The 12,918-nt window shown below is 57.4% G+C and carries 10 protein-coding genes and 1 pseudogene; 3 read left to right on the top strand and 8 right to left on the bottom strand.

What is annotated here, in order from left to right; translation table 11 throughout:
- Window positions 1-171: 171 nt before the first annotated feature.
- From istB to ACA058_RS24175, 8 genes and pseudogenes are all read right to left on the bottom strand, one after another.
- Window positions 172-927 (bottom strand): IS21-like element ISPsy14 family helper ATPase IstB, encoded by a 756-nt coding sequence (gene istB / locus ACA058_RS24210; protein WP_497636232.1) that lies wholly within the window; start codon window positions 925-927, stop codon window positions 172-174.
- Between the two features lie 20 nt (window positions 928-947).
- Window positions 948-2,462, bottom strand: coding sequence for an IS21 family transposase (istA, locus tag ACA058_RS24205; RefSeq protein ID WP_497636231.1), 1,515 nt, complete (start codon window positions 2,460-2,462; stop codon window positions 948-950).
- Between the two features lie 245 nt (window positions 2,463-2,707).
- A pseudogene (locus tag ACA058_RS24200) lies at window positions 2,708-3,288 on the bottom strand (plasmid pRiA4b ORF-3 family protein).
- A gap of 3 nt (window positions 3,289-3,291) precedes the next feature.
- Complete coding sequence (gene tnpC / locus ACA058_RS24195; RefSeq protein ID WP_497636230.1) at window positions 3,292-4,797, bottom strand: IS66 family transposase; 1,506 nt, start codon at window positions 4,795-4,797, stop codon at window positions 3,292-3,294.
- Between the two features lie 35 nt (window positions 4,798-4,832).
- The gene (gene tnpB, locus ACA058_RS24190) at window positions 4,833-5,177 is read right to left on the bottom strand and encodes an IS66 family insertion sequence element accessory protein TnpB (protein WP_497636229.1); all 345 of its coding nucleotides are present in this window, start codon (window positions 5,175-5,177) and stop codon (window positions 4,833-4,835) included.
- Window positions 5,174-5,560: an IS66-like element accessory protein TnpA gene (gene tnpA, locus ACA058_RS24185; protein ID WP_497636228.1), complete on the bottom strand. Its 387-nt coding sequence runs from the start codon at window positions 5,558-5,560 to the stop codon at window positions 5,174-5,176. The genes tnpB and tnpA overlap by 4 nt, the downstream gene beginning before the upstream one ends.
- 41 nt (window positions 5,561-5,601) lie before the next feature.
- Entirely contained in the window at window positions 5,602-6,831 is a 1,230-nt protein-coding gene (locus tag ACA058_RS24180) for a vWA domain-containing protein (protein WP_497636227.1), read from the bottom strand.
- A gap of 293 nt (window positions 6,832-7,124) precedes the next feature.
- Window positions 7,125-8,429 (bottom strand): TerD family protein, encoded by a 1,305-nt coding sequence (locus ACA058_RS24175; protein ID WP_497636226.1) that lies wholly within the window; start codon window positions 8,427-8,429, stop codon window positions 7,125-7,127.
- A 389-nt stretch (window positions 8,430-8,818) separates the two neighbouring features.
- Here ACA058_RS24175 and ACA058_RS24170 point away from each other — a divergent pair, with 389 nt between their 5' ends.
- The 3 genes from ACA058_RS24170 to ACA058_RS24160 are packed head-to-tail and all read left to right on the top strand — an operon-like array spanning window position 8,819 to window position 12,911.
- Window positions 8,819-10,078 carry a hypothetical protein gene (locus ACA058_RS24170; protein WP_497636225.1) on the top strand — a complete coding sequence of 420 codons (1,260 nt, stop codon included), beginning with the start codon at window positions 8,819-8,821 and terminating at the stop codon, window positions 10,076-10,078.
- Window positions 10,079-10,101: 23 nt separating this feature from the next.
- Entirely contained in the window at window positions 10,102-10,956 is an 855-nt protein-coding gene (locus ACA058_RS24165) for an SH3 domain-containing protein (protein WP_497636224.1), read from the top strand.
- A gap of 8 nt (window positions 10,957-10,964) precedes the next feature.
- Entirely contained in the window at window positions 10,965-12,911 is a 1,947-nt protein-coding gene (locus ACA058_RS24160) for a hypothetical protein (RefSeq protein ID WP_497636223.1), read from the top strand.
- Window positions 12,912-12,918 lie beyond the last annotated feature (7 nt).

Below are 12,918 nucleotides of genomic sequence, written 5' to 3'. Positions count from 1 at the left end.
TCCTTGATCCACAGAGGAAATTCCGTAAGCGTACGCCCAACACCTGCGGATTCCACGACACTTGGACACTCAGCCCACGATCATTTGGACACTCGTTCCATGCTCACTTGGACACCTGATCCACGTCCACTTGGACAGGCAGTCGGAGCGCAGCGACGCAGGTTTGCATTGTTAGTCTGAAGTCTCTGTCGCCGTCAATTTCGTTGCGCGCCTGCGCATCGATTCGCCCTTCAGTTCGATCCGATAAGCGTTGTGCACCAGCCGGTCGAGGATCGCGTCGCCCAAGGTCGGATCGCCGATCAGTGCATGCCATTTGTCCACCGGCATTTGGCTGGTCACCAGTGTCGAGCGGTTGCCGTAACGGTCGTCCAGCAGTTCGAGCATGTCGCGCCGTTGCGCAGCGGTAAACGGCGCCAGGCCCCAGTCGTCCAGGATCAGCAAGTCGGTCTTGGCATAACCCGCCATCAGTTTCGCGAAGCGGCCGTCGCCGTGGGCCAGGCCTAGTTCTTCCATCAAGCGCGGCAGGCGCAGATAACGCACGCTGTAACCGTCCCGGCAGGCCTTGTGGGCCAGCGCGCAGGCGAGCCAGGTTTTGCCTACGCCAGTCGGGCCGCCGATGATCAGGTTCAGGCCGTCGCGCAGCCACTGGCCGCTGCCCAGTTGCAGGATCAGCGCCTTGTCCAGGCCACGGGGGCTGCGGTAGTCGATGTCTTCCAGGCAGGCGTTATGGCGCAGTCGTGCGGATTTGAGGCGAGTCGTCAGGCGGGCATCTTCACGCTCGGTCAGCTCGCGGTCGACCATCAGACCGAGGCGTTCGTCGAAGCTGAGATCGTTGATGTCGGGCGTTGCGTGTTGTTCGCCAAGCGCCTTGATCATGCCGTGCAGTCGCAGGGTTTGTAGCTTGTCGAGGGTCGGGTTAGGCAGCATTTTGGTGCTCCTTTTTCAGGTCAGTGGTAGTAGCCAGGGCCACGCAGGTTGATGTGTTCTTCGGGCAGTAACGGCAGGTTTTGCTGGGCCAGCGGCAGCCGTTCCAGCCCTTGACGCAGGATCGATTCCAGGCTTTTGTAGCTGCACGCGCCCAGTGCCAGCGCTCGCTGGCAAGCGGCTTCCAGCCGCTCTTCGCCGTGCTGTTTGCTCAGGCGCAGGATGCCCAGGCAGGCGCGGAAGCCGTGCTGCGGATGGATCCGGCGTTCGAGGATGTAGGCGATGACGCCGGCCGTATTCGGGCCGGTCTGCTCTGCCCAGTGGATCAGTCGCTGCGGCGTCCATTCGGCATGTTCGCGGTGACTTTTGGGCATGTGCTCGGTTTGGGTGGTGTGGCGGCCTTTGTGCGGCGAGCGCAGATGGCTGGCCACCCGCTGGTTGGCGTGGAAGCACTCGACGGTCTTAGCGGTTAACCGCACTTCGAGTTGGTGTTTCACCAGCTGGTACGGCACCGAGTAGTAATGACCATCGACCTCGACGTGGTAGTCGATGTGTACGCGCACCTTTTTCCATTCGGCGTAGACGTATGGGTGCTCCGGCAGTGGTTGCAGAGCGGGTTGGTCGATGGTATCGAAGGCTGACCGGCGTGAGCCGGGCAGCTTCTTGAAGGGCTTCTGATTGAGGCGATCCAGCAGCAGCGCGATGGCTGTGTTGAGTTCGCCCAGCGAGAAGAACTGACGGTTGCGCAGCGCTGCGAGGATCCAGCGCTCGACCACTTGAACGCCGACTTCAACCTTGGCTTTGTCCTTGGGTTTACGCGAACGCGCGGGCAGCACGGCTACGCCGTAATGCTCGGCGAGATCGCGGTAACTGGGGTTGATATCCGGCTCGTAGCGATGCGCCTTGGTGACGCCGCTGCGCAGATTGTCCGGTACCAGGATCTGCGATGTACCGCCGAGAAAGGCGAAGCAGCGCCCGTGCGAGCCCAGCCAGTCGGGCAGTTTCTGCGACCAGGTGGCCTCGGCGAAGGTGTAGCTGGACGCGCCGAGGACGGCGACGAAGATCTGCGTTTGGCGGATCTCGCCGGTTCGCCGATCAATGACTGGCACGGTCTGGCCGGCGTAATCAACGAACAGCTTCTCGCCGGCACGGTGTTCCTGGCGCATGACCACATCGATCTTCGCGGCCCAGAGGCGGTAGTGCTCGCAGAACCAGCTGTATTGGAAGCCTTGCGGATAGGCGAGTCGATACTCTTGCCAAAGCAGGGCCAGGGTGACGCCGGGGCGGCGCAACTCGGCGTGAACCCATGCCCAGTCCGGCATCGGACGTTGATCACTGGGCACTGTCGGCGCTGGCGGGAATAGACGTCGCTCCAGTTCGGCGTCCGACAACTGCGTGGGCCAAGTCAGCCCGCAAGCGTTGAAGCGGTGCAGGTAATTGCCGGCACTGCCGCTGCTAATGCGCAGGCTGGTAGCAATTTTGCGCACGGACAGGCCGGCGTCGAACTTTAGGCGTAGTACCTCTCGGATTTTACGCATGGATATACGCTCCACGACGACCTCTTCGCTTCGAGAAAAGAGGTCGATGGTAGTGAATAATCCTGCGTTGCTGCCTGCCTGAGCTTGGGTCGGATCAGTGAGAGATCACTGTCCAAGTGCTCGTGGAATCAGTGTCCAAGTGGCCGTGGAATGAGTGTCCAAGTCAGCGTGGAATCGCTGTCCAAGTGTTCGTGGACTGGGTGTCCAAGTGCGCATGGAATCCCCACCCAACACCCTCTTGCTGATCAGACCTTCGCCTGCTTCAACCATTGATTGACCCACTCGCAATCAAACGCCGTCGGATCGAACACATCATCCCCATACCACTCCGACATTGCCTCGTGCTCAGGGTGATTCGGATCCGCCAACGCCGCCAGAAAATCTTCGTACCCTGGGGCGCCACCGATGTCCTCCGGCGGGCGAGCATTGGCTCCTTCGATGCAACACGGCACTTGCGGGAAAATAATCGCGGGCAACGTTTTCTCGACTTTAATTCGCAGCTCCCAGTTGTCGCCGAAGTCATAGACATAGCGAAACGTCTTCTTCCCGTACAACACGCTGATCAGCTTTTTGCGCTGCTCCGAAATCACTGGCGGGCCCATTCCGCGTCCGGCACACCATAACTTTCACCATCAATTTCAAACTCGTGCAGGTGCGTATCGCTCCAGCCAAAAACGGTCTGGATCACGCGATGCAACTTGCTCAAGGTGATGCTTTCAGGCACCGCCACCCGGCGCCAGATCGAAGGTTTTATCCATTTAAATTCCATGTGCAGTATCAGCACACGGTCGGTTTCAACCACGGACAGATGAGATGTTTTTGGCATGGATCAAGCAGCCTCGCAGTATTCAAGAGGGTTAAGAGAAACGTTCCAGGGCAGTAGTTCGTCCACCCGATTGATCGGGTGGTCGGCGATACGCTCCAGCACATGGGTCAAATAGGCTTGCGGGTTCAGGTCGTTCAGTTTGGCCGAGCCTACCAGGCTGTAAATTGCAGCGGCTCGCTCTCCACCGGCATCGGAACCCACGAACAGATAATTTTTGCGACCCAAAGCAACGGCACGTAGCGCTCGCTCAGCAGCGTTATTATCGATTTCGATCCGGCCGTCATCGCAGTAGCACACCAAGGCCTGCCACCGGTTGAGGGCATAGAAAATCGCACCGCCTAATGCCGATTTTTTCGACAGCTGAGTCAGCGTCTGGTTAAGCCACGCGTGCATCTGTTCCAGCAGTGGGCTAGCCCGGCTTTGCCGAGCGGCTTTTCGCAGGTCGGGTGGTTGGCCTCGAATCTCGCTTTCGATGGCATATAAGACCGCGATTCGTTGCAGCACTTCGGCGGCAAGTGGTGAGGCCTGGTCTTTATAAACGTCGTAAAACTTACGCCGGGCGTGAGCCCAGCAGGCAGCTTCTTGAACACCACCCGAGCTATACAACTGAGCAAAACCGGCGTAGCCGTCGGCCTGCAAGATCCCGCTGAAGTTTTTGAGATGAGCACGGGGATGTAGCCCCTTGCGATCCGGCGAGTAAGCAAACCATACCGCCGCCGGCGTCGTGTAGCCGGCGGGTCGGTCATCGCGCACATACGTCCACAGGCGTGCCGTTTTTGTTTTGCCGGTGCCCGGCGCAAGTGCGCCAATCGGCGTGTCGTCAGCGTGGACTTTATGACCACTCATCACGTGGCTCTTGAGGGCGTTGATCAGCGGCCTGAGCAACTGGCTGCTCTGGCCGACCCAGTCGGCCAAGGTCGAGCGCTCCAGATCCACGCCCTCGCGGGCGTAGATCTCGGACTGTCGATACAAAGGAAGATGGTCAACGAATTTGGAGACCAATACATGAGCCAGTAGCCCAGGGCCTGCCAGGCCCCGGGCTATCGGGCGGCTCGGCGCAGGTACTTGGGCGATGTGCTCGCAGCAGCGGCAAACCAGCTTGGGACGAACATGGCGAATCACCTTGAAACGTGCCGGAACGTACTCCAGCACCTCAGACACATCCTCCCCCAACTGACGAAGCGCCCCACCACAACCGGAGCATTGCGACTCGGGCTGATGGACATGGATTTCGCGGGGGAGATGTTCAGGCAATGGTTTACGGCGGGAAACTGTACGAGGTGCTGGCTCAGTGATTGGCATCACTTCGGCCTGTCTGACCTCCAGCTCTTCAAGGCTCAACTGGAGTTGGTCGATCATCGCGTCCAGTTGCTCGGAACTGCGACCGAACTGCGTGCGCCGCAACTTGGCGATCATCATTTTCAGGCGCTCAATCTCTGCCCGCTGGGCAGAGACGAGCGCCTTTAAGGTATAAAGATCATTGGGCAAGGAGTCGGTCATGTGAGTCATGGCCGAATATTACTAAGAATTTTCAGCGCGTAAAGTCAGACCGCGAGGACGGGTGATGTACGAATTGGCCTGCGCCAATCAATGCCCTCCAACAGCATCGACAACTGCGCCGCCGTCAGCGACACGCTGCCGCTGTTCGCTTGCGGCCAAAGAAAACGGCCTTGTTCCAGGCGTTTGCAGAACAGGCACAAACCGTCGCCGTCCCACCACAGCAACTTGATCCGATCACCGCGTCGTCCGCGAAAGGCAAAGATCTGGCCGGAGAAGGGATCGGCTTTTAGCTGTGTTTGTACCAATGCTGCCAATCCGTCGAAGCCACGGCGCATGTCGGTGACGCCGGCGGCGATCCAGATACGGGTTCCTGCGGGAGGGGCAATCATCGCAGCAACTGCTGCAAGGTGAGGTGCAAGGTCTGCGGGTCAGGCGTGCCGGTGATGCGTAGCTTGGCTTTTCCTACTTCTAAAAGGATCTCGGAATGGGATTCTTGCGGCAGCGGCGCTGCTGATGGCAAGTCGACAGGTGCTTTGATCACCTCGACTGGCAAGAACGTTGCGCTCTGGCTGACCGGGCCGAATGCTCCGTCCTGGTATTGCTGCCGCCAGCGAAAGACCATGTTGGCATTGACGTCGTGCTCGCGAGCGATCATCGACACTGAGGCGCCGGGTTGATATGAGGCTTCGACGACTTTGCGCTTAAATGCGGATGGGAAGTTCGGGCGGCGACCGGAGCGACGAGCGGGAGCTATATCCAAGATAGTGTCCACTAAAAAATGGTGTCCACTATCTTGGCTAATTTGGAGAACGGTCAGGAGTGGGTGCTGACCGGACGGTTACGAAATTCCTGCATCAGCCGGTCGTACAGCTGCTCTTCAGTCATGTCGTGCAGGTCATCCAAAGCGAAGAATCCGCAGTTGTCCACGACTCGGCCCTGCATGGTGTCGAGCTTTTCAAGAATGCCGTAATTCCGGCCTGCAAGCCCAACGAACTGCCAGAAAATCCCCAGCTTTGCGGCATCAACCATAAGTTGTGTGATCTTGCGGTTTTCGGACACGCCACCGTCACTGATGAACACTACGAACATAGGCGTTTTGTCACCTGACGCCTGAAAGGATTCGATCACCTTTTGAATCGCTTTCGGCTCATCGTTGTAACGACGACCGACGTCCCACTTCGTCCAGCCGCTGCTGTCGGTATCGATAAAGTTTTGGTAGTTGGTTAGCGTCACAGGTGAGAGCCGCAGCGGTCTCTCCGCAAACGACCAGCATTCAAGTTCGGCATCTGTATCAAGGGCCACGGCGATTGGTACAAGTCGATTGAGGACTTCCTGTACTCGGCCAGTCTTGTACTGATTCCTCATGGAGTCGGTCACGTCTAGAACCAGCACAACTCGCGCCTTTGTTCCAATCAGATTGGCTTTTTCGAGGCTGACCTGTGCCTTCTTGGCCAAGCTGATCAACTGTGGTGCAACGGCACCAACTCGCTTCTCCAGTGAGATTTTGGAAGGCGCGGGTGCCGAGGCGACCTCTTCAGCAACTTCACCGCCGAAATGCCTCACAAGCGCGTCCAGTCCTTCTGCATAGCCCTGCAGGTTCGAGGCAAGCCGCCACTCACCACCTTTACGATAAAGCTCAGTGACCATTACGGCTTTTTCGGTTGAAAACGTGTGGCCAGAGAAATCGCATCTGGCGACTGTCTCTCCGGCCGGGCTGATGATCCGGAAGTTGCTTCCCCGGATCTCGCTCATTACCCCGGAACCGTCGATGGAGGCTGTAAACACGAGGCGGTCGATGGAGGATGGTAGGCCCGCCAGGTTGATTTCAAACTCTCCACCTTTGGCCAGCTTCACGCTGTTGCACGGCGTGACCGGTTGGTTGAAGAAAACCATGTAGCGGTCGTCTGATAGCTTGCCTTGAGCATCAACACCGAAGCAGACAAAGTCGACTACGTTAGAGCTTGCAATGCCGACGGACAGAGTGAGGGAGTGCCCATGAAGGATGTTGGCCAGCGGCATGCGCTGGCCTTGGGTAATCTGCATGCATTGTTCCTTGTGACGAAAATGGAGCCTGATGACGAGATGGAGTTAGCTGGCACCGCCTCGGTATATCCGGTCGGCGGTTCCGCGCCATCCTGATAAGAACCTAACGACGGATGTCGATCCTGCAAGTAAAGAACGGCCAGTGAGGAAGCAGCCCGACCTATCACAAGGGTCGAGGCAGTACCTATGGGCGGGTGGCTTTAGGCTGACTGGTAATCCCGCGGCCGGCAGAACCGGCGCGGGATAACCAGAGTAGTCTTAAATCGGACTATGCCTGATGCACGTCCCACGCCTCAGACGTACTGTTTTTTGCCACTTCTTTCGATGGGGTGCCCTTTGAAGACGTGTGGGCCGTCCATTGTGAGCTCAACCTTTTCACCCTTCCGAGTGAGCCAGGGGGTGGCTTCACTGCCAGTTTTGGAAGTGACTCCGGAGGGGCTTAGGAGAATATGATCTTGGTCTATCTCAATCTGCCCGATCACATAGGTGTAGACCATTGAACTGAAGAAGCCGCCACTCTTGAATTCAAAGGCGCACTCTACAACTTGGTCACCGTACTCCATCCGCATCTTTGGTTTCAGAGATGCCACTGACACAGCACCATTGTCCACTGCTGAGTAAACGCTGCAGACGAGAGCAACTTTCCCACCCATGAGTTGAGAGATCGCAGGGTTGATCTCGACTGTCTCTATGCCCGGGGCGGAAGCGCTGGCGCTGACCACGTCACCGGTGTGAAAAACGAAGGGGTCAGCATCAAATTTGCCGCGCTTGTCTGGAGCCTGGATGATGGACATCCGGCCATCAGGCCGAAGAATTCCGATTCGCAGGTCAAGGTCGTCATTGTCACAGCCGTCCCCGTTATCAACCCATGTAGCACTGACCCGGATCGCTTTTGGAGCCGACGGCCCTTTTTCTAGGGACACCTTATGGCTGCTGCCTGGCTTGTCCAGGGTAACAACGGTCTTGGCGATGTTGACGGGTTTGGGCGCCGGCGTCGGTGTAGCAGCGGGCGCAGATGGTGCTTCGTCTTCAACCTCGATGCCGTAAAAACTGCAAAGACCGGCAAGGCCTGAAGCGAATCCCTGCCATACAGAGCGAGCCTTCAGTTGGCCATTTCGAACGTACAACTCAAGCACGATGATGCCAGTCTCCTGAGAGAAGGACTCAGGTGCCAGTTCGAGAGTTTGATCACCTGCAATAACAACAGATCGAAGATCCTTGACTGCCTCGAAGCCGCCGGCGCTGCCATCTTGAGTCAGGGTGATTGCGATTTTCGTGATGTTGGGTGGGAGGCGAGTTGAATCGAAACTGATGCTGTGGCTGACAGTGCCATCTTTTACTACAGGCTCGGCAAACGCCGCCGCGCCTGAAGCATGCTCCGGGGCATTGAAGAAGACCATGCCGCTATCGTCTACCACCTTGCCGGTTTCGGTGACAAGAAACGCAGTCAGATTTACGTCCAGGCCAGCTCCGGTCGAATGACTGACTACCACCCGTCCTTGGGTAGCGGTGATTGTAGTGTTCTCGCCTGGTTTGAGTGTTTGATTCAATTGAGGTCGCCTATTCCATGGGTTTTTGGCAGCACGCTGTTCGCGCACTGCGCTTTCGTTGAGTAAGTGCGTGATCCGTCCATGGAATGATCCCCTTTTTGGACGGTACCGCATCAATGCAGTTTAACGGCTGATCAACGCGTAGCCGTGACAACCAATCGCCTCCGCGTAACAGACCTCGATAGCCATCTCGCGACCGGCCGGTACCGGCATTTGGAATGCTTTGGAGTGTGTGTTTCACCCGCCATTGAAAGTCCTTTGACTCACGTTAAGTTCTGGTCGTAGGTAACGAACGAATCAGGCTACGCCGCTCTGCTACGGAATTCGACGGGCCATTTTGAGTGGTGCCGCTTCCAGTGAGATGGCAATATGCTACATCTATTCCCGCTCTCCCTCATCATCCAGGGCTTGGCGAAATTCTGACAAGGACAAGTTGGATGCTAATCGCGCTTGTGGTTTTGAACGCCCTTTATTTGCTCTGCAGCTTGCTGTTCAACGCGGAATTATTGAATTACGCGGGCGCTGACATCCCCCTCAGAAAACTTGAAGTCCTTGAGGCGTACAGCCAGGTCCTGGCAGCGACCAGTATGTGTCTGCTGGTCTGGCGGATTTGCTACCGGCGTTATCGAGGTAAGGGGAAGGTGCTGTGGCTCAGCCTCGCGATTTCAACTCTCGTTGTCACACCTGTGACGTGGTGGTTTCAGGGCGCTGCCCCGGACTGGATTGCAGAAAAATTTCCAGGTTCGCTACGGGTTAGCAGCCTCTACGCCTACGTCACGAAAAAGGGACTTCTCTACGACTCCCTGACGATCCCGAAAATCCCCTACAAGGACTATAAGGAACACGGGGAGGGCAAAGCCTTCATCGCCAATCTTGGTGTTCTGATGAGCGTTCAAGGTTCGTACGTTGAACGCATCGACAAGAACTTCCAGGGTTTTGCAGCCGCAGTGTTTCGCGGATATACCGCCCGTAATGGCGATGCTCTTTATGAGCGCCTTCAAGAAACGGTTGTGCCTTCCATTGATGTCATCAGCAGGGCGTACGCCAAGTACGAAGGGTTTCGCGCTGGTGGCATTCCGGGGAACGAATGGCGACCAATCAAGTGGCCTGGTGCCGGTGCGGAGTTGGGTTACCAACCGAGCATTGACGAGTACGCGCGTTCAATCAATCCCGGTGTAAGAAGCCGCGAGGCGCTGGCCAACACCACCGAGGTTCGTCACATGGCGAAGAGCGCGCTGGGCCCTCTCTACGTGCGAGGCATGAACTTGCTGGCGACCCGGGAGCAATTCCAAACCTATCTGCCTGGCATTGCCGACAACATGGCCGATGACGTCGCTCACACCGATATCCACGGCGCGGAGGGCCTGAATGTTCTGAAGAACATGTGGTTCATCCCCTTTTCACTTTTAAGCGGACTTTTCTTCGGCGCCATCAGTTTGGTGGTCCTGATCATTTCCGGTGTTGAAGCGTGGCGACGCCTTCCAGGCCGAATTCGCTTCGTTCGACCTGTCGCCATAGCCTCGATCGTTTTAGTTCCTCTGGTAGTCGGCAACGCGATTGTAGACAGCCCCGGGTACTGGGATGCGTTCAGAAGTTCCGGTAAGCAACCAGTTGTCCTTGCCTCTGTTTTCCACTGGGCCATGTCCTCAGAAGCAATGCTTTACAACATCACAAGGCCTCTGCTGAAAGCAGAGTGAACCTACACAAAGGGAGAGTCACCGTGCGTAAAAAGTTTCTCGTTTCAGTGCTGGCGCTGGCCATTGCCGCAAGTTCGGGCTGTGCTGAGTTGGGTATCAACAAGCAGCAAGCTGGCACAGTTATGGGTGTCGTCGCCGGCGCGGTCGTCGGGCAGTTCATTGGCAAAGGCAACGGTCGTATCGTGGCCACCCTAGTCGGCAGTGCCCTAGGCGGTTACATCGGCAACAAAATCGGCGCTAAGCTCGATGAGCAAGATCGGCAGGCCTTGGCACAGCGCACACAAGACGCTCTGAACGCTTCGCCAACCGCTTCCATTGAGCCAGTGACCTGGTCTTCCGCTCACTCGGGTGCAACCGCTCAGATCGTTCAGGGGCAGGAATTCACCCAAACCAAAACGGTAGAAGTGAAACGTGCTCCAAAGATTGTCGCCGTTCCGTCGATGAAGCTCATCAATGAGCAGTATGTGACCAAGAGCAGTTCCAACGTCCGCGCTGCGCCTGAAAAAGCCGCCGACAAAGTGGGTGGTTTGAAACCGGGTACCGAGTTCACTGCCGTTGGTTCGACCGGCGACTGGATTCTTGTCGGCCGCAAAGGTGTGACCGTCGGCTACGTGCACAAAGACTTGGTCGAGCCTAAGTCTGTCGCGGTCGCGAAGAGTGTGAAGCCCGCCGCCAATCTGGACGAGATGAACGTCTCGGCTGACAAAGAAACGAAGGCCTTCGACTTGGACGCGATCCCGTCGCTGCCGACTCAGCAGGTGGCTGCAGAAACATCTTGCCGCCCGGTGACCGTGAGCCTGAAAGCTGCTGACGGTAACACCGAGCAGGAGAAAAACACCTTCTGCAAACAAGCCAACGGCACCTGGGAACTCATCTAAGGATCTCCATGAAAAACCGCGCACTCGCTCTCGTTGTAGTGGGTGCTTGCGGCCTCGCGCCGCAAGCTTGGGCACACCAGCTCGCCTACTCCAAAACAGAACAGATCCAGGTGAACGTTGAGGGTGAAGCAAGCACCTGGTGCAAACCAGAAGTGACCATCACCATGCAGCGTCCTACGTGGGATGACCAGAAGCCCCTGAACACACTTCTGTCGAAGCTGCCCTACATCCTCGGCCAAGAATGCCCGATGGCGAAGGTTACGTGGAAAGCAGTCAACGCCAAGGGTGCGGTATTCGCTACCGGATCTGGTAACGCAACCAACCTGGGTCTTGCAACCCTTGCCTCTCCTCCAGCAGCATCGGCAACACCGGTTGCTCAGGTGCCCGTTTCATCACCGCCGGTCACCCCAGTTGACGCCGCGCCTGCGCCAGTCTCCAAAGTCGAGCCACCGGCACCGGCGGTTGCTGCTGTCTCCGCTGCCCCGGCAGCAATTGCCCCAGCGGAGCCTGTATCGGCTGCTGTGCCGGTCCCACAAGTAACTGCGCCGGCACCGGTGGCTCAAGTTCCCGTTGTCGAAGCCCCAGCGGCACCTACAGCTGTCGCTCCCGCTCCAGTTGAGCCAGTTGAGCCAGTGGTAGAAGCGCCGAAGCCTGCGGCCCCAGCAGCACCAGAGGCTGTTATTGCTGCGGTACCAACTGGCGATTTCGGCCGTTCGCTGGTGCTGACCAACCAGAGTGTGGTCGGGATTACCGATGCAAGCGGCTGCAAATGGTTCATGAGTAAGTCTGCGGTCGAGGATGAGGCAGGCTTGTCCTTTGCTGCCGCGCCTGTAATGCCATGCGCCGCGTCTGGCTATGCCGAGGGTACATACGACAAACTGCGTTGGGCGGTGCCAAATACTTACCGTGGCGATACGTGGAATAAAACCACGGTGCACCCGAGCGGTCTCATGTTCAGCCAGGCAATTGCCCCGGCTGTGAAAGGTAAGGCGTTGTCCTTCCTGAGCAGCAAGGCCGATCAGGCGCTGTTCCAGGTTGGTGAAATCCTTGCTCGAGGCATGAAGGTTTATATCGCATTCGAGCGTCCGAATTACCGCGTACTGACGCCGTTCTCCAGCGATCCGTACTACGTGGTCATTACTTCTGACGAGTCCTTTGCACTTGACCCGGTCGAGTTGAAGCGCGCAGTCGTCGAGGTCTACCAGTTGCTGAAGGTAACGTCGCCGACCACTGTCGGTGTGTCGAACCTGTTCTTCGCGAAAAACATGGAAGCGCTTTACCCAGAGGGTTACGCCTCTGAGACCAAGGACAATACTGTTCGCGGTCGGATGGGCGAAAACCGCGGAGAGTTCTTCTTTGATCCCCGGCAGGCCACCAATTACGCACTGCGTCGCGAAGAGAACCGCCTGAGAGAGGCGCGTCGGCTGCAGCAGCAAATGGCCGAATTGCATACACGCGTGCTGGAGCGGTACGAGCAGCTCAAATCAGGGATGAAGGAGTTTGAAGGTCGGGAGACTGAAGCTCTGGCACAGATGGCCGGAATCAAAGTCACGTTCCCAGCTCCGATCGCCCTCCAAGATCCGGGCACTTCGAAGTCCGTGCTACCGATGATGATTCACGTTACCGGCAAGAGCGGCGATTTCTACGAGGTCGATTTCCCGAACAAAGGCCGAGTGCAGGCTGATGCTGAACTCGAAAATCAGTGGTACGTGATGCCGGCGGCGAACATGACCCCATACCTGCCGCTGGTGGATGGTCGTGCGATCCCTACCTACCGCGTATACGCCGCTGGCGCGCCCGAGGCCTGCAAGCAGGACCATTGTGCTGATCGTGTTTCCTTCGGGGCTGTCCTGGCCAAGGAGTTCCCTGACGCGGGAATCGATTTCAACTGGACGCCAGAAGTATCCCAGCTGCACGTGGCAGCTTGGCAGCAAGCATCTGCCCAAATTCAGTAAGGCCACC

Source organism: Pseudomonas sp. LBUM1649 (assembly GCF_059716155.1).
Note: the sequence above shows the minus strand (reverse complement) of the source record. Positions and strands in the feature narration are given on the sequence as shown.